This is a genomic window from Rhizobium sp. Root1203 (genome assembly GCF_001424945.1).
Classification (GTDB): domain Bacteria; phylum Pseudomonadota; class Alphaproteobacteria; order Rhizobiales; family Rhizobiaceae; genus Rhizobium.
Window position 1 is genome coordinate 32,396 of sequence record NZ_LMCW01000008.1, and the last position, 15,811, is coordinate 48,206.

Below are 15,811 nucleotides of genomic sequence, written 5' to 3' on the forward strand. Positions count from 1 at the left end.
ACCCTTGGACACGTTATCCGCTGGTCAAGATCGAATGCGAGTATCGACTGGTAACGAGCGTAGCATCGGCGCGATTTCACGCTGAGCCGCGCTGCGGCTTCTCGATCTGCTCCTCGATCTCGGCCTTCACCTTGGCGCGAGCTTCGGCTTCGAATTTGGCGCGAATCCGTTTGGCTTCTTCGTTGGACACCTCTATGGGCTGGCCGGCGTGGTCCGGGATGCCGGGGCCAGACTGGGATAGGGAGGCATCGTTTGCGCGACCGTCGCGATCGTTGAGACCTATCGTGATTTTGGACATGGTCGTTCTCCTATTCTGACGCCGGTGGAGGCGAATTCTGTTCACCTTCGCCCGAACCGTCGGGCAGCGCTTCACTCCCGGTTTGAAAACTGCGGTGCCGGGATGCGATCCTTCGGGTCTGCCCGTCCAGCCTTGGGATCGGCATCGGTTACGCCGTCACCAGCTTCCCGGCTGTTGCCCATGGTGACAGGTGGTGCACGCTGGTCTCGATGTTGGTTTCGGGAAGCTCGTCGTCCTGAATGTCTTTGTTCAGGGACTTTGGCGGGAGCTTTGCGGATACGGGGATTGGGTTCTGTGCCATTGGCATTCTCCTTCCTAGAAGAGAACTCCTGGAAGGAGGCCCGGTTCCTTACCGGGTGGCATGAGCAGTCTCCTTCCGCCCTGCATGAAGGGCCCACTACCCACGTCCGTCCACACAACGGCAAAATAACGCGAAGAGCGTCTGCGGGCCGCTTGCGCAAGCTCTTGGCGACTTCCAATGGACACTCGATCCCGGCGGCGGTTTTGCAGCGATCGGCTATGGGAGCAATCTTTGAATCTATTGGATGCTCACTTCGCTACACCTGGAGCTGCAGGCCTATGCCTACCGAGCCTGAAGCAGATCGCATGTCAGTCCGGCGATGCCACCTGCAGTGCCAGTTAGCGGGCCGGCTTTCAAATCTCGCAAGAAAGCGAAACCAAAGTCGGAACAAGAGAAGCCGCTGTTGGTTGATAGGCCACTAAGCTCACGCCACAGGCAGGCTTGGTCGGAACCCGATCGGCGCTTCCGCGACGGAGCGTCTTCTTAAGGAACAAGCATTGGGTATGCCCTCACGTACTCGTGCATAGGAGGACAACATGGCAACGGAAAAAACACTGAACGACCTTTTTCTGGATACGCTCAAGGATATCTACTTCGCCGAAAAGCAGATCCTGAAAGCGCTTCCAAAGATGGCGCGCGCTGCGCAGTCTGAGGACGGAAAAGCAGGCTTCCTGCAGCATCGTGATGAAACCCAAGGTCAAATAGACCGCCTTGAACAGGTATTCGAGCTTCTCGGCAAGCCGGCACGCGGCAAGACCTGCGAAGCGATCCAAGGCATTATCGCCGAAGGAGAGGAGATCATGGAGGACTACAAGGGCACAGTTGCCCTCGACGCCGGGCTTATTTCGTCTGCACAGGCTGTCGAGCACTACGAGATTGCCCGCTACGGCACGTTGATCGCTTGGGCCAAGCAGCTTGGACTGAAAGAGGCGATTCCTCTCCTGCAGGCCAGTCTCGCTGAAGAGGAAGCCACGGACAAGAAACTGACCCAGCTAGCGGAAGGCCTGGCCAACGCCAAGGGCGCAAGGGCCGCGTGACCACAGCGAGCATGGAGCAGGCCGCCCTGGACTGGGCGGCCGTTTCTGTCGTTAGGTTCAAAAATCCACTCAAGGGAAAAGACAATGGCAAAGAAAACCAGGGCGGTGTCACCAGCCAATGAAGCGACGATCCACGATCAAAAGCTTCATAGGGGGGAGGGCGGCGAACTTCATCAGTTTGCCGAAGACGGACATCCAGTACTGACGACGGCGCAGGGTGGACCGGTTGCTGACGATCAGAATACACTGCGTGTCGGGGCCCGGGGCCCGGCCCTCATTGACGACTTCCATTTCCGGGAAAAAATCTTCCATTTCGATCACGAGCGAATTCCTGAGCGCGTCGTGCATGCCCGAGGATATGGCGCACATGGATTTTTCGAGACCTATGAATCCTTAGCAGCCTACACCCGCGCCGACGTCTTCCAGCGTCCGGGCGAGAAAACGCCCGTCTTCGTGCGGTTTTCAACCGTCGCAGGTAGTAAGGGTTCTTTTGACCTTGCCCGCGATGTTCGCGGCTTCGCTGTGAAGATGTACACGCAAGAGGGCAACTGGGATCTGGTCGGCAACAACATCCCCGTCTTCTTCATTCAGGACGCCATCAAGTTTCCCGACGTCATCCATTCAGTGAAGCCAGAGCCCGACCGTGAGTTTCCCCAAGCGCAATCGGCCCATGATAACTTCTGGGACTTTATCACTCTGACTCCCGAGAGCATGCACATGATCATGTGGGTCATGTCCGATCGGGCAATTCCTCGTTCCTTCCGCTTCATGGAAGGCTTCGGTGTTCATACGTTCCGCTTCGTCAACGCCAAGGACGAGTCTACGTTCGTCAAGTTCCATTGGAAGCCGAAGCTCGGTTTGCAGTCCGTCGCATGGAACGAGGCGGTAAAGATCAACGGTGCGGATCCCGACTTCCATCGACGGGATCTTTGGCAGTCGATCCAGTCCGGCAACTTCCCGGAATGGGAACTGCAGGTACAGCTATTCGACCAAGAGTTTGCGGACAGTTTCGACTTCGACGTTCTGGATCCGACGAAGCTCATTCCCGAGGAGATCCTACCTCCCCAGCCTGTCGGCCGACTCGTGCTCGACCGCATGCCCGATAATTTCTTCGCAGAAACAGAGCAGGTTGCCTTCATGACGCAGAATGTGCCGCCAGGCATCGACTTCAGCAACGATCCCCTTCTCCAGGGTCGAAACTTCTCCTACCTGGATACCCAGCTCAAGCGACTGGGTGGACCGAACTTTACGCACCTACCGATTAACGCGCCAAAGTGTCCGTTTCACACCTTCCAGCAGGACGGCCACATGGCCATGCGCAATCCTGTCGGGCGTGTGAACTATCAGCCAAATTCGCATGGCGAAGGACCGCGGGAGTCTCTGGTGCAAGGCTATCGCCACTTCCGGGCCGAGGAACAAGGGCAGAAGGTTCGCCTCCGCCCGGAGAGCTTCGCCGACCACTACAGCCAGGCGCGCCAGTTCTATGTTAGCCAGACCCCGCCCGAGCAACGGCACATCGCAGCCGCATTGACTTTCGAGCTCAGCAAGGTGGAAAGTGCCGTGATCCGCGAGCGCATGGTATCGCACCTTCTGAACATCGATGAGACGCTTGCCACCACCGTCGCCCAGAAGCTGGCCTTTCAGTCCATGCCCGAACCGGCCGATGCCGCCATGCCGACGCGCCAGGATCTCGAGCCCTCGCCGGCCCTCAGTATCATTGAGCGTGGTCCGAAGCGCTTCGAAGGTCGCAAGCTGGGCATTCTTGTCACGGACGGGGTCGACGCCCAGCTGCTCAAAGGACTGACTGCTGCTATCACCAAAGAGAAGGCGGTTTTCGAGCTGATTGCGCCGAAGGTTGGAGGAGTGAGGGCGTCCGACGGCAGTTGGGTGGCGGCGCATCATATGATCGATGGCGGACCTTCGGTACTGTTCGACGCGGTCGCACTATTGACGTCCACTGCAGCGATCGACGATCTCCTGAAAGAGGCGACTGCCCGCGATTTCGTAGCTGATGCTTTCCAGCACTGCAAGTTCATCGGTTATGATCAGTCGGCAGTGCTGCTTCTGGAAAAAGCTGGTGTTGTGGGCGCGGAGGATGAAGGGGTAGTTGCCCTTCCCGGCGAAGAAGGGATTTCAGCCTTTGTCGCGGAACTAGGAAAGCTGCGCGTATGGGGTCGTGAGCCTTCCGTCAAACTTGGAAAAGCATCCCCACCGGTGGAATAGGCAGCGGTTCGGGCGTGGCAGGATTGCCGCGCCCGTATACGGGTCGTTGGAGAGGTAGATGTGACGGCACCAGCGCAAGTATTTAACGAGGTACTTTCCGACCTCGATACGATGATGAGACCAGCTGCCGGGGATAGGACATTCAAATGGACAGCACAGTATCTGACGCACGAGCAAACGTTCTATCAGTTCAGCGGCGCTGCGGGCTTCGGCATGCTCACCGCAGTCGGTAGGTGCGCTTGGCTCAACGGTCCCTTCAACGAGCTTCCGGCGAGTTCGTTGATCCCCAAATTAGCCGAGTTTACGGCGAACCATGTCATTATGTTCTATGCCGGCTCGTCATTCCCGACTTCAGACATCTTTGAAGATGTGCAAGCCGCAATCGGAGAAGCTCCTAACATCGTTATCGTGGAGATCGCCGATTTCGATCAGGGCAGGGGCAACCCGAGCACCATCACCAATTTGGCATTTGTCGGCCTAGAAGAGGCGCCACAGAATTTCCACGCGCCGGCCGAGTGTATTTTGAAAAATGACCTTCTCCACCAGTTTTGGTGCTATGGAAGACGCTGGGTTTTATAGATCGATCGCAAACCGACACCTGGCTTCACTGGACGCGTTCTGGGGATCCGCAGCCATTGCCTTGATGCCCAACGGGTGTCGTGGCGGCCGACTTTTGCGGCCTTCGGCAGCATCGCCAGCGAACCAGATGTTACGCCAAAACGTTGTCCTGGGCCCCGGTCGCCCTGTTGCGCACACTTGCCAAGATCTCGTCCGACAAGGCGGTATCGTTCACCGCCCGGGACATGACGAGAGCGCCGACGAAGCTTGCTACATCTGCGATCGCTTGACCGCGGTCCGGCCTGAAACCACTCTCCGTGTGCCAGTTCTCCATATGGGCGATCAACCCGCGGATATGATCTGTCACCGAGCCTCGTTCTGCCTGCGGTAGTCTCGCAAGCTCTGGACCAAGAGCGGCAACGGTGCATCCCGCGCCAACGTTCGCGCGATGCTCGGGGGAAAGATAGGATTCCGCGAAATCGTCCAACGAACCATTGAGGGCATCGGCGCCCAGCATGTTCTGCATCGCATGGGCTAACGCTTGCTCTGCAAGATCACTCTTGGATTTGAAGTGACCGTAGAACCCGCCATGGGTGAGGCCGGCCCCTTTCATGACGGCATCGACACCGACAGCGTGGATGCCATTCTCACGAAACAGCTTTGCCGCCGACTCCAGAATGCGCTGCCGGTTTTCCTTCGCCTGTTCCTTGGTCGGACGCATAGGCAACTCCTTTCGAAAAATATCCTTGACAAAATATATGACGATCGTAATTTAAACGCAAGATGACGATCGTCATTTAAATTCTTGAACTCAGCGGAATCGCTTTTTAGAAGGATGAAGCACATGAGCATGCGTTATGGAATTTTCGGCCGAACCGGCCTTCGCGTATCGTCGTTGGCACTGGGCACCGGCAATTTCGGCACCGGCTGGGGCTACGGCGCAGACCGAGAGACTGCAAAGCAGATCTTCGACGGTTACCGAACCGCCGGCGGCAATTTCATCGATACGGCCGACCAATATCAGTTCGGCCAGTCGGAGACGCTGACCGGTGAATTCATCGCCAGCGAGCGCGACGATATCGTGCTCGCGACCAAGTTCTCGCTGGGCGATGCGCCGAACAGCGGCCTGCAGCGCACTGGCAACAGCCGCAAGGCGATGGTTCAGTCCGTGGAAGCCAGCCTGAAGCGTCTGAACACCGATCGTATTGATCTACTCTGGGTGCATATGCCGGATGCCGTCACCCCGATCGATGAGATCGCCCGCGGTCTTGATGACCTCGCCCGTTCTGGCAAGATCCTCTATTCCGGTCTGTCGGACTTCCCGGCCTGGCGCGTCGCCACCGCCGCCACCATTGCAGACTTGCGCGGCTGGTCGCCGATCTCGGCGCTACAGATCGAATATAGCCTCGTCGAACGCACTGTCGAGCGTGAGCTAATCCCCATGGCCAATGCCTTTGGTTTGGGCACCGTCAGCTGGTCGCCGCTTGGCGGTGGGCTGCTCACCGGAAAATATCGCAAAGGCGAGACGGGCAGGGCGCAAGGGCTCGGCGCGGTCATCCATGGCGAAAGCGACGATCGAAAGACGGCAACCGTTGACGCGGTTCTGGCGATTGCCGAGGAAACCGGACTTCCTGCTGGTCAGATCGCAATCGCCTGGGTACTAGCCAAAGGCATAACGCTGCCGATCATCGGCCCGCGTACCAAGGAGCAGCTCGACGACAATCTTTCAGCACTCGATGTTCGCCTGACCGAAGAACAGGTCGCCCGCCTCGATACCAGCAGCGCCATTCCGCTCGGCTTCCCCTACGACATCGTTACCGGCAGCCGCAGTCGTCTGGCAGGCGGCAAGGAGGATGTCATGAACTGGCCGGCCGCTGCGGTGAAGTGAAGCCCTTGACCGGCCGAGCCTTCAATCCGTCATTTCGGTCGTGAACGAAGATTCCTGTTCGTGGCGTGAATCCTCGGCTTAGCAGCCGGAGATGACGGAGTGGCTCCCGCACAGAAATTCGATGTCGCCCGCGACGATGTCGAAGCAGATCTTTTGAGGTCGGAAAGCCTTCCGGCCCGTCTTGATGGGCATCGCAGGAGAGACGACCATCTCCCGCCACGTCAGGACGAGGTGCGGCTGGCTATTGAGTCGAGCTGGTCGGGATGGTCTTTGGTCCGCTTCAGCGCGTCATACCAGAATTCACTGTTCTCAGGCGCTGCCCCGCAGGCGCAACGAACGTTCCGTCAAGCTGCTCGCTTCCGACCATACCGCGATCAAGCGCCCTGACCTTCTCGTCCGTTTTGGTATCGACCCAGTGCATCGTAACCGTCACAGCAGGCTCGGCTGAACGGGTTCTCCGTCCGTCGAGACGATGGTGGATCCGTAGGCCTCTCGAGACGTGACCATGATCGCGTCGTTTGCTGCCGGGCGCGCGAGCACCTTTGCCTCATCCCAGGGCGCGCGCATCCACACATCGGTCTCTTCTTCTGTCAGCAGCAGAACGGGCATCGCGTCCTTGTGGATCGGCGCAACGACATCGTTCGGATCGGTGGTTAAGAAGCCATATAGATCGTCGGTCGTCAGCCCATCCTTGATCTTCCGGACGCTCGTCCAGCCGGGCACGTGAATTCCTGCGAAGAACATGATCGACTTGTTCTCGTCACTGGAGAACCATGCGTTCGGGACGCGATCGCCTTCCTTCTGGCTGGCGGGGTCTGGTTCAGCGAAGGACGTGAGAGGAACCAGGCAGCGATGTTCGATGCCAAACCACTGCTTCCAATGCCCGATGTGAAGCTTGCGGACGTTGGTAGTGCCGCGATCCGGCTCCATCTTCAGTAGTAAATCCATATCGACTGGCTGCCCCTTCTTCCGAAGTTTTTCCGCGCGGGTCGCGGCGGCACTCTTCAAGACATAGAATGGAGACGGAAGGCCCCAGCGGGCGTGTATAAGTTGCTTTCGGCCATCGGGTGTGTTCCTGACAATCGGCCCCATCTGATCAGGGTTCATCTGATAGGCCGGCATTAGGTTAATCATGCTCTCGGCATCGATCGCCCATTTCCTGACCCAGTCCCTGTCATCCATGCGGTAGAGATTGCACACGCCGTTCACCTCGCCGTCATTTAGGAGACGTGCAACGTAGCCGACCGTTCGAGGGCTGCCAACAGCCGCTGTTGCCCAGATCTGCCTGCGCGCACACTGACGAAATCTATGGCTGGAAATACCGACCCCAGGCCGACGCCACGACGGACAAAAGTATATAATCCACGCCCGGACCACGGTTATAGAACCTCACCAGGCTCGGCCCGGGTAAAAAGGGCATTAGGGACGGCTAGCCTTTTACACGATCGGCTCGACTGCAGGGCCGATTAAGAAGCTTGTCCCTGCCTGCCCCTGTTTTGAATGTATCAACCTCGTGCAGAACTCGATCTTTTACTGAATCATGGGCGTCGGCGGCAACGGCAGGAGCCTTTGTGCCAGATCTCGGAAGCTATGTTCTTGCCTTGCTCGACCATTGGGGAAACCTCCTCCGACAACGAAACCTTCGCCTCGTCGGCGGCGTCTCCAAAAAACGCGTCGTCCGTTTCAGTATGCAAAAGATCGGTTGGAACCGCTTTTCTCTACGGCGGCTGAACGAGATGGCGGCTTACGGTCAGGTTAACGCGCTTGGTATTGCCTATTTTCCCGTGGTCCTGCGCTGCCGGTAGAGGTCGGCTACTTGATCAAGCCGGAGCCAGATTTGACTGGACTTGCCTGTGAAACCCATCGCGAGAGACGTCAGTGCCATCAGGCGGTGACTCGAGCATCTGGAACTCTAACGCTCTGGCAGTGTTCATAGTTTTATGGAGGCAAGCGATGACAACTTTCTACTTCAAAACGGACGAGTCAGAAACGTACTTCGGAGCAGATGAGGGGTATGATTTTCCGGACCTCATGTCAGCGATTGGAGAAGGAAAGAGACTTCTGGCCGAAATGGCATCGGATGGTATTCCCGAGGATGAGGGGAAAAGATTGTCCGTGGAAGTCAGAAATTCGCAGCAGATCCCGGTGGCGCGTCTGGCCCTTGAGTTCCATATCTCGTTCCTCGCACAGTGACGTTTCCCCGGATCTTGGGGAAACGAGAGTAGGCGACGCCGAAACTTCTGTTTCGTAACTTTGAGAAAGAGTTACGCCATCAGCCGGCGAGGGTCGCGGAGCGCCACACAATATGTAGCCGGCTACCTATATTGTCGGATAAGGTTTGTTATGGAACTTCTTTGGCGGCTTCTCGTGTAACGGCACGCGACAGCGCCGAGCCGTGCGCAATGTCACGCCCAGCCGCCATTAACGGCAACTTCGACGACGGCGAGCTCCCGCTCGACACGCGACACTGACCTGGAGACGCACCCTTGTTCACACCTCCTCACTGAACGCCGAGGCTCCTATGTTGGTGGTCTGGGGGCCGGGCGAAAGCGACTCGTCCCCCCGTGGAACACGAATGCACGTCATGATTAGCCTCGCCGCCACACGTGATGCCTCTTCGAGGACACTAGCCTAGCGGCGCCAACATAAGTCCTGCCGCTAGGCCGGTCAGATCAGGCCGTAGCTTGGAGGCGTCGCGCAAACCAGGTTTTTACATCCAGTTTGCCTACCTCGGCCGATCCGAGAGGAACCAAGGACTCGGCAAGGATGGCTTGACTGAGAGCAAAAGGGCGCTCAGTGGAGGTGAGTTTGGTCTGTATGCTTTCCATCATGCCGCCCGCACCGTGGATTTCCATTCCAACGGCCTCGATAACGGCATCTGGACCGTTTCCGCCTGTCATTTCGACGATTTTCGTCTGCAGATCCTCGTCGGTGTAGTCGAGTGTCTCTGCGCCCGACGCCTGTCGATGGCGATCACGCGTTCGGCGCCGAGAAGGAATGTGCATTTGATCGCCAAGAGGCCGACCGGGCCGCAGCCGAACACGGCGACCGTCTCACCCGGTTGGATGTCGCAGATCTCCGCCGCCATGTAGCCGGTCGGAAAGATGTCGGAGAGGAACAGCACCTGTTCATCGCTCAGACCGTCCGGAACCGTGATCGGACCGACGTCGGCGAAAGGCACGCGTAGGTACTGGGCCTGCCCTCCAGGAAAGCGGCCGTACATGGCGAGAATGCGAAAGCGTTTCTTTGCTGCACATGCCGATGAGTTCGCTTTGCCGAGAGGCCTCGCGCCATCGCGACTTCTGGCTTTTTTATCGGAAGGTGGATACGGTGCGTCCTGAATAGGGGCGTCCATGAACGTACTTCAACGAAACAACGTCATCCTCGGTGGAAGCGGAAACCAGTCGATGGTTTTTTCCCACGGGTTCGGTTGCGACCAGAACATGTGGCGGCTGGTTTCGCCGGCTTTCGAGAGCACGTTCACGACGGTCCTCTTCGATCACGTCGGTGCCGGGAAATCAGATCTTGGAGCATATGATCCTGAGAAATACTCCAACCTCTCAGGTTATGCGGACGACCTCGTCGAGATCGGCCAGGCGCTTGACCTGAAGGACGCTGTCTTCGTCGGTCACTCGGTCAGCGCGATGATCGGTGTGCTGGCATCCCTCAAGGCTCCCGGCATGTTCGAAAACCTCGTGCTGGTCGGCCCCTCGCCCCGCTATATCGATGACGAGGGATATTACGGCGGGTTCAAAAGCGGCGACATCGAAGAACTCCTGGTGTCACTCGCCGATAACCACATGGGGTGGTCGGCGGCGATGGCGCCCGCGATCATGGGCAACCCGGAGCGGCCGGAACTCGGTCAGGAGCTCACGGACAGCTTCTGCAGGACCGATCCCGAGATCGCCAAACAGTTCGCGAAGGTGACTTTCACTTCGGACAACCGGGCGGAACTCCCCCTCGTCACCGCTCGCACCCTGGTTCTTCAATGCAAGGACGACATTATCGCATCTGAGGTAGTCGGCGAATACGTCCGGGAGGCGATCCCGAACTGCAGCTACAAGCTCCTCGATGCTTCCGGTCACTGCCCCAACCTTTCGGCACCGGCCGAGGTCGTTGCGGCAATTCGCGAGTTCGTCAGACACTAGATGAGTACGACGCACGATTTTCAGGATCTTTTTGAGGATGCTCCATGCGGCTACCTGCTGCTTGACGCACGCGGGCGGATCACCAAGGCCAATCGGACCCTGCTTGCATGGCTCGACTTCAACGAGGCCGACCTTGCCGAAAAACGCCTTCTCGATCTGATGCCTATCGCCGGCCGTATGTTCTATGAGACGCATTTCGCGCCGCTCCTTCGCATGCAGGGCTACTTCCACGAAGTGGCGCTTGACCTCGTTCGGAAGGACGGAGCTCGTCTTCCGGTTCTGGCGAATGCGAACCAGAAGACTGGAAGCGATGGCGACGTTCTGGAGACCAGGATTGCCGTCATCGAAGCATCAAGCCGCCGCAAGTACGAACGCGAGCTGTTCGATGCCAACGAAGCTGGCAAGGCTGCCCGACGCGAGGTCGAAGCGCTCAATTCGGCGCTTACACGTTCAGCCCTCCTCCGTGACGAATTCATAGCCGTGCTTGGGCACGATCTGCGCAATCCATTGGCATCGGTGAAGGGCGGCGTGCGCCTCCTGGCGAAGGAGACCCTCAGTCCGAGAGGAAGTGAAGTCGTCCGATTGATCGACGGGAGCGTCGACAGGATGAGCGCACTCGTCAACGATGTCCTAGATCTGGCGAGCGGCCGCCTCGGGGGTGGCATTGCCGTGGCCCGACGAGAGGAGTTGGATCTCGAACCCGTCCTCAGGCAGGTCGTCTCCGAATTGGAGAGCGGAACTGGCAGAAAGATCCAGGTCGATATCGATCTGCCAGGGGCAGTGCTCGTCGACAGCGGTAGAATTGGGCAGCTTGCGTCCAATCTTCTCGGCAATGCGTTCATGCATGGTCATCCGGATCTTCCGGTCCGCATCAAGGCCCATGTTGAGGATGGCTGCCTTATCATCGCCGTTTTTAATGGCGGAGATCCCATTCCGCCGCAGACTATGGAGCGCCTGTTCCAGCCATTCTTCCGGGGCAGCAATCCGAACGAACGTCAGCAAGGACTGGGACTAGGTCTCCATATAGCGTCCGAGATTGCCAAGGCGCATGGAGGAACCTTGACGGTCAAATCCGATCAGGAGGTGACGGTCTTCGAATTTCGGATGCCGGGTACCCCAGAGGAAACGCCTTAGCAGCCTCTGGCTAGGCGACTGGATCTGCCTTCTTCCGCTTCAGCTTCGTGGCGGACTTGGAAGCGTTCGCAGCACGTTCGACGGCTTCCTTTTCGAGGCGTAAGGCCCTGAGCTTTGCAGTTTTGGATTCCCGGTCTAGCACGCGCTTGTCAATGATCGCGTATGCGGCTTCGGTGGTGGCGTCCAGCTTGGCAGTGCCGGAGAGTTTTGGTGCTTTGATGTCTTGATCCATGAATGCGGACATAGTGCTCAACGCAGCCACCGCAACGGGGACCATGAAGATCGTGCTATTCGAAGGGAACAACGGGGCTTTCTGACCATTCACAGGAGTTCACCTGAAAGGAACCAGTCATGCTGGACCTTCCCAAAGCCGACGCGACAACTGAGCTTTTCCGGCGGCCTCGGCTTCGCGTCCGCATTGACGTCGGCCGAAAAGCGCCAGAAGCGGACGCCCAAGTCAAAAGCTACCGAATTGTAGCCATGCAAACCAAGCGGCAACAGCAACACAGGTCAGCCAAATAGCGATAATTGCCAGCAGGCCGATCCTGCTGTTTGGCAGCTTTGTCCGCTCCTCAGCCAAAATCCTAAATTCGGACATGAGCGGTTTGGGTATCAGGCGTATGGCAAGAAGTATTCCAAGCGGCACGATTAGCAGATCATCGAGATATCCCAGAATTGGAATGAAGTCGGGGATCAGGTCGATGGGAGATAGCGCATAACCCGCAACTGCTCCGGCGACGATTTTAGCTGCAAGAGGTGTACGCTGATCACGTGCTGCGATCCAAAGAGAAACGACATCTCTCTTGATTGATCTTGCCCATGTTTTCGCAGAAGAGAGCCACTTGTCCATGTCTCGCGGCATATCAACAAACCGACAGATCCTCAATCGGTCGCCTTCGCGCCAATAGGGGCCGTTCAAAAATGTGCTGGGTCAAAAAAGCCAGGCGGCGCATCCGGCGGATCAATCAACTTGTCTTTGAAGCAACTAGCGTGAGCAAACCACACCTGCCATTTGCCGTCTGCGGTCTCAACGGTGACACGAAGTGGGTTAGGAGACTTCGCTTCAATGTCCCTGCCGCAATGGCAACATGGCCACCATTCGAAGTGCTGCCCCTTTTTCGCCATGCTACTTCCTCGTCCGGTTCGTAAGAATGACATTTCGGAAGAGGACAACCCTCTCGTCCGCAGGGCGTACGGGCTATCCGACTGGAGCCGATAGCTGTCTCGCTTTAGCGGAGCTGTCCTGGAACGAATGATCTCGCTACCTTTTTGGCCCGACGCGACACATTTGAAGGCCTGCCTTCGCCGACGCCGTAGAGGTTGGCACGCGCATTTGTTCGTCTCGTCCCGCTTAGACGGAAACCAAGCGATTTGAGATCTCGAAAGGTGAGTAAACCGGTCGACCGCCAGCCCGGAGAGAAATGGCTTGTAATTGTGCAGTGCAGCATTATCTAGTTAGTTCGGTTAGCGATTGGCTTTCCGTCAGGAGAGCCAAAGATGAGAACCATTTCCGACACCATAGAGCGCCTCGCCAGATTGCGTGCTGGTCGGTTTTCAGCAGCAAATCAACACCATACTGATGTGCTGGTCAGGCTCGAACCTTCAGGTGATAATCCTGGCAATCTGACTGGTTGGTTCACGAAGCCCGATAGTTTGAAAACCGCCCCTGCCCTTGTGGTTGTTTTGCACGGGTGCACCCAGACTGCCGCTGGCTACGATTATGGGTCCGGATGGTCGAGTTTGGCATCCGACTACGGTTTTGCTGTGCTGTTTCCCGAGCAATCGCGTGAGAACAACGCAAACCTGTGTTTCAATTGGTTCAACAAAGAGGACATAACCCGAGATCGCGGAGAGGTCCAATCCGTTCGTGCGATGATCGCCACCATGATCGCCAATCATGGCGTCGATCCAAAGCGGGTCTACGTAACGGGGCTTTCTGCTGGCGGCGCAATGGCCAACGCGCTACTCGCCACCTATCCCGAAGTATTCGCAGGCGGTGCAATTATCGCTGGCCTTCCCTACGGGGTGGCCGGTACCGTTCCCGAGGCATTTGACCGCATGCGTGGCCACGGCCTTCCCATTGCCGCCGCTCTCGTTGATATGCTCCGCGAGGCATCGCCGCACCAAGGAGTGTGGCCAACGGTCAGCGTCTGGCATGGCACAGCCGACAACACCGTTGTGGAAGGCAACGCCCGGGCGATCGTGGAGCAATGGCGTGGGGTGCACGCGGTTCCACAAAAGGCAACTCTTACTGAAATAGTGGACAGCCAGCGGCACGAGGTTTGGCGCGATACATCCGGCCGCGATGTGATCGAACTCTATTCCATTCACGGAATGGCACATGGAACGCCAGTCGATACGCAGGCCGGATACGGCCACGGGGCACCTTTTATGCTGGATGTGGGCATCTCCTCTACCGTTCACATTGCTCGCAACTGGGGGCTGACGCCATCCTTCGAGCGAAGAGCGAACGCGCCCAAACGCGAACAAGCTCCTTCGGCTGGCCGTTGGCAGCAGTCGAGGGTCGGAGGAGTTCAGAACGTCATCGAGGACGCGTTGCGCTCGGCCGGTTTGATGAAATAACCCCCGGTGAAAGGTGTCACGCTTTCTGAAAAGAGAGCACGACGCATTTTCAAGTTTTATGAAGAAGACGACCGTTCAGATCGATAGCTCTTTCACTCGGGCGCTAATCGTCGTGCAGGCACTCTCGAACGGATCATGAGACGGCAGTAAAGGCATAAGAAGAAGGGCTTTCAGATGCTGCCAGCCGCCTTCCTCACCGGGCACGGCGCATAGGATTTCATCGCCACGCGTTCCTCCCCGGCATACAGTCGTTCGAACTCCGCGAAGTTCGAGAAATTCTCTCGGTTGCTTTCCGAAGGACTGAAGGACTCTGCAGCAGCACCGTAAGCCCACGGTGAAGGCCGCCTTGTGAGGTGGCGCTGAACATCGATAGTCCTATGTCGAAGCATCGAGTTGAAGGCATCACGTCTGAGGAACGCCCTGGGCGTTCGTCTCGCGAAGAGAAAGAAGGGCTCGTCGCCCGTTTCGAACACGGAGGCAGCGTTGAGCTATTGACTAACGCAGATAGGACCCTTGCTGTCGCGAGCAGGTATGAGGAGTGAGGCTCTTGATGACTGCTCATGGCGCTCTTCAGACGAGGCTGTTGTCTCCTTCCGGCCCCAAAGCGGTCACTGCAGTAGGTACGACTTGCAACTGGATCGCTGAACGGTTACGCAAGATATATACAGTCTTACTGTACATATCTTGCTTGTGCGAAGGATCGAACATGTCTGCCGATAACAAGGAAGTGGTTCGCCGCTTCAACATCGAGGTCATTCAAAACGGGAGCGAAAGCGAATTTCGTGCCTTGATGGCTCCACACTTCATCAACCACGCTGCGCCGCAGGGAATGCCGAACGGCGCGGAAAGCATGTGGCACACCTTCCAGAATATTCTTCGCCCTGCTCTTTCAAACTTGACGGTAACTATTCATGATCAGATCGCCGAGGGTGATAAGGTCACAACCCGAAAGACGATAAGCGGCGTTCATACCGGCACCCTGCTGGGCATTCCGGGGACGGGACGGGACGTAGCCATTGGGGTTATCGATATCGTGCGAGTTCAGGACGGCAGATATGCCGAGCACTGGGGTTTGAACACCTTATCGACTCTGCCAGCTGCATTATCGAAGGCCTGATCCGATAAGCTAGCACAGCCGTTTGATAACACGGATTGCGGCTTCAAGCGTTCGTCTGTCCTTTTCGGACAGGCGTTCCTCGATCAAGTTGGCAATCTGCGATGTCCGGGCTTCGCGGGCGCGGGACAATTGCCCCCGCCCGTTTTCAGTAATGGAAAGAAGCCGGCTGCGCCCATCCGCTGGATTAGGCATTTTGCTGACCAGTCCGTCGGATTCCAGCTGACCGGCGACTAGCCGCATGCTCTGGTGCCGGACGTTGCGACGCTCTGCCAGTTCGGCGACGCTGAGCGGTCCTTCTCGATCCAGAAGCGACAGCGTTTCCGACTGCGAGGTTGTCGGTGTATTGGCTTGCGTCTTCACACCGCGAACGAATTTGCCGAGCGTAACGCGAAGATTTTCCGCAAGCACCACCGCATCGGTGTGTTTTCCGGAGCTGGCTTCTTCTCTTGGCATTTTCTATTTCCGCCCTCAAACGAATGCTGTGAACCTTCCATAGACTGCGAAGACCAAGAAGAGAAATAGCT

The 15,811-nt window shown here is 57.4% G+C and carries 17 protein-coding genes and 2 pseudogenes; 9 read left to right on the forward strand and 10 right to left on the reverse strand.

Translation table 11 applies throughout. The features are described 5' to 3' along the window. Positions 1 to 76: 76 nt before the first annotated feature. Positions 77 to 298 (reverse strand): hypothetical protein, encoded by a 222-nt coding sequence (locus ASC97_RS08090; protein WP_057467847.1) that lies wholly within the window; start codon positions 296 to 298, stop codon positions 77 to 79. A gap of 148 nt (positions 299 to 446) precedes the next feature. Then, on the reverse strand, positions 447 to 599 hold the full coding sequence (locus ASC97_RS08095; RefSeq protein WP_244481409.1) for a hypothetical protein: 153 nt from the start codon (positions 597 to 599) through the stop codon (positions 447 to 449). A 536-nt stretch (positions 600 to 1,135) separates the two neighbouring features. Here ASC97_RS08095 and ASC97_RS08100 point away from each other — a divergent pair. The 3 genes from ASC97_RS08100 (at position 1,136) to ASC97_RS08110 (ending at position 4,438) form a co-directional block, all read left to right on the forward strand. Then, entirely contained in the window at positions 1,136 to 1,636 is a 501-nt protein-coding gene (locus ASC97_RS08100) for a YciE/YciF ferroxidase family protein (RefSeq protein ID WP_057467848.1), read from the forward strand. A gap of 84 nt (positions 1,637 to 1,720) precedes the next feature. Further along, positions 1,721 to 3,859 carry a catalase C gene (catE, locus tag ASC97_RS08105; protein WP_057467849.1) on the forward strand — a complete coding sequence of 713 codons (2,139 nt, stop codon included), beginning with the start codon at positions 1,721 to 1,723 and terminating at the stop codon, positions 3,857 to 3,859. A gap of 60 nt (positions 3,860 to 3,919) precedes the next feature. Continuing rightward, on the forward strand, positions 3,920 to 4,438 hold the full coding sequence (locus ASC97_RS08110; RefSeq protein WP_057467850.1) for a hypothetical protein: 519 nt from the start codon (positions 3,920 to 3,922) through the stop codon (positions 4,436 to 4,438). A gap of 130 nt (positions 4,439 to 4,568) precedes the next feature. Here ASC97_RS08110 and ASC97_RS08115 read toward each other — a convergent pair whose 3' ends face one another. Beyond that, entirely contained in the window at positions 4,569 to 5,138 is a 570-nt protein-coding gene (locus ASC97_RS08115; RefSeq protein ID WP_057467851.1) for a TetR/AcrR family transcriptional regulator, read from the reverse strand. Positions 5,139 to 5,267: 129 nt separating this feature from the next. Between ASC97_RS08115 and ASC97_RS08120 the strand changes: the two genes are divergently transcribed. Beyond that, positions 5,268 to 6,305, forward strand: coding sequence for an aldo/keto reductase (locus tag ASC97_RS08120; RefSeq protein WP_057467991.1), 1,038 nt, complete (start codon positions 5,268 to 5,270; stop codon positions 6,303 to 6,305). A 429-nt stretch (positions 6,306 to 6,734) separates the two neighbouring features. On the opposite strand, the gene ASC97_RS08125 is transcribed toward ASC97_RS08120, so the two are convergent. Beyond that, the gene (locus ASC97_RS08125; protein WP_082529906.1) at positions 6,735 to 7,505 is read right to left on the reverse strand and encodes an SOS response-associated peptidase family protein; all 771 of its coding nucleotides are present in this window, start codon (positions 7,503 to 7,505) and stop codon (positions 6,735 to 6,737) included. Positions 7,506 to 8,258: 753 nt separating this feature from the next. On the opposite strand from ASC97_RS08125, the gene ASC97_RS08135 reads away from it, so the two are divergent. Further along, positions 8,259 to 8,498 carry a DUF6894 family protein gene (locus ASC97_RS08135; protein ID WP_057467854.1) on the forward strand — a complete coding sequence of 80 codons (240 nt, stop codon included), beginning with the start codon at positions 8,259 to 8,261 and terminating at the stop codon, positions 8,496 to 8,498. 572 nt (positions 8,499 to 9,070) lie between these two features. On the opposite strand, the pseudogene ASC97_RS08140 reads toward ASC97_RS08135, so the two are convergent. After that, positions 9,071 to 9,528, reverse strand: a pseudogene (locus tag ASC97_RS08140) (glutathione-dependent formaldehyde dehydrogenase); the annotation flags it as partial. Positions 9,529 to 9,658: 130 nt separating this feature from the next. On the opposite strand from ASC97_RS08140, the gene ASC97_RS08145 reads away from it, so the two are divergent. Next, on the forward strand, positions 9,659 to 10,453 hold the full coding sequence (locus ASC97_RS08145; RefSeq protein WP_057467855.1) for an alpha/beta fold hydrolase: 795 nt from the start codon (positions 9,659 to 9,661) through the stop codon (positions 10,451 to 10,453). Next, positions 10,454 to 11,587, forward strand: a complete 1,134-nt coding sequence (locus ASC97_RS08150) for a PAS domain-containing sensor histidine kinase (RefSeq protein ID WP_057467856.1) — start codon at positions 10,454 to 10,456, stop codon at positions 11,585 to 11,587. A gap of 10 nt (positions 11,588 to 11,597) precedes the next feature. Here ASC97_RS08150 and ASC97_RS08155 read toward each other — a convergent pair whose 3' ends face one another. The 3 genes from ASC97_RS08155 to ASC97_RS33795 all read right to left on the reverse strand — a co-directional run bounded on the left by ASC97_RS08155 (position 11,598) and on the right by ASC97_RS33795 (position 12,712). Further along, positions 11,598 to 11,912, reverse strand: a complete 315-nt coding sequence (locus ASC97_RS08155; protein WP_244481411.1) for a hypothetical protein — start codon at positions 11,910 to 11,912, stop codon at positions 11,598 to 11,600. Between the two features lie 132 nt (positions 11,913 to 12,044). After that, the gene (locus tag ASC97_RS08160; protein WP_057467992.1) at positions 12,045 to 12,437 is read right to left on the reverse strand and encodes a YkvA family protein; all 393 of its coding nucleotides are present in this window, start codon (positions 12,435 to 12,437) and stop codon (positions 12,045 to 12,047) included. 65 nt (positions 12,438 to 12,502) lie between these two features. After that, a complete protein-coding gene (locus ASC97_RS33795) occupies positions 12,503 to 12,712 on the reverse strand; it encodes a hypothetical protein (RefSeq protein WP_156390317.1) in 210 nt (69 codons plus the stop codon). 372 nt (positions 12,713 to 13,084) lie between these two features. On the opposite strand from ASC97_RS33795, the gene ASC97_RS08165 reads away from it, so the two are divergent. Then, a complete protein-coding gene (locus ASC97_RS08165; protein WP_057467858.1) occupies positions 13,085 to 14,170 on the forward strand; it encodes an extracellular catalytic domain type 1 short-chain-length polyhydroxyalkanoate depolymerase in 1,086 nt (361 codons plus the stop codon). A gap of 75 nt (positions 14,171 to 14,245) precedes the next feature. Here ASC97_RS08165 and ASC97_RS35080 read toward each other — a convergent pair. Further along, a pseudogene (locus ASC97_RS35080) lies at positions 14,246 to 14,499 on the reverse strand (Hint domain-containing protein); the annotation flags it as partial. A gap of 377 nt (positions 14,500 to 14,876) precedes the next feature. Here ASC97_RS35080 and ASC97_RS08170 point away from each other — a divergent pair. After that, entirely contained in the window at positions 14,877 to 15,287 is a 411-nt protein-coding gene (locus ASC97_RS08170) for an ester cyclase (RefSeq protein WP_057467859.1), read from the forward strand. Between the two features lie 9 nt (positions 15,288 to 15,296). Here ASC97_RS08170 and ASC97_RS08175 read toward each other — a convergent pair whose 3' ends face one another. Further along, a complete protein-coding gene (locus tag ASC97_RS08175) occupies positions 15,297 to 15,740 on the reverse strand; it encodes a MarR family transcriptional regulator (RefSeq protein WP_057467860.1) in 444 nt (147 codons plus the stop codon). Positions 15,741 to 15,811 lie beyond the last annotated feature (71 nt).

Bases quoted from the DNA above. Each gene is read 5' to 3' on its own strand.
- ASC97_RS08090 (WP_057467847.1), bottom strand. From the start codon at position 298: ATGTCCAAAATCACGATAGGTCTCAACGATCGCGACGGTCGCGCAAAC.
- ASC97_RS08095 (WP_244481409.1), bottom strand. From the start codon at position 599: ATGGCACAGAACCCAATCCCCGTATCCGCAAAGCTCCCGCCAAAGTCC.
- ASC97_RS08100 (WP_057467848.1), top strand. From the start codon at position 1,136: ATGGCAACGGAAAAAACACTGAACGACCTTTTTCTGGATACGCTCAAG.
- catE (WP_057467849.1), top strand. From the start codon at position 1,721: ATGGCAAAGAAAACCAGGGCGGTGTCACCAGCCAATGAAGCGACGATC.
- ASC97_RS08115 (WP_057467851.1), bottom strand. From the start codon at position 5,138: ATGCGTCCGACCAAGGAACAGGCGAAGGAAAACCGGCAGCGCATTCTG.
- ASC97_RS08120 (WP_057467991.1), top strand. From the start codon at position 5,268: ATGCGTTATGGAATTTTCGGCCGAACCGGCCTTCGCGTATCGTCGTTG.
- ASC97_RS08135 (WP_057467854.1), top strand. From the start codon at position 8,259: ATGACAACTTTCTACTTCAAAACGGACGAGTCAGAAACGTACTTCGGA.
- ASC97_RS08145 (WP_057467855.1), top strand. From the start codon at position 9,659: ATGAACGTACTTCAACGAAACAACGTCATCCTCGGTGGAAGCGGAAAC.
- ASC97_RS08150 (WP_057467856.1), top strand. From the start codon at position 10,454: ATGAGTACGACGCACGATTTTCAGGATCTTTTTGAGGATGCTCCATGC.
- ASC97_RS08160 (WP_057467992.1), bottom strand. From the start codon at position 12,437: ATGGACAAGTGGCTCTCTTCTGCGAAAACATGGGCAAGATCAATCAAG.
- ASC97_RS33795 (WP_156390317.1), bottom strand. From the start codon at position 12,712: ATGGCGAAAAAGGGGCAGCACTTCGAATGGTGGCCATGTTGCCATTGC.
- ASC97_RS08165 (WP_057467858.1), top strand. From the start codon at position 13,085: ATGAGAACCATTTCCGACACCATAGAGCGCCTCGCCAGATTGCGTGCT.
- ASC97_RS08170 (WP_057467859.1), top strand. From the start codon at position 14,877: ATGTCTGCCGATAACAAGGAAGTGGTTCGCCGCTTCAACATCGAGGTC.
- ASC97_RS08175 (WP_057467860.1), bottom strand. From the start codon at position 15,740: ATGCCAAGAGAAGAAGCCAGCTCCGGAAAACACACCGATGCGGTGGTG.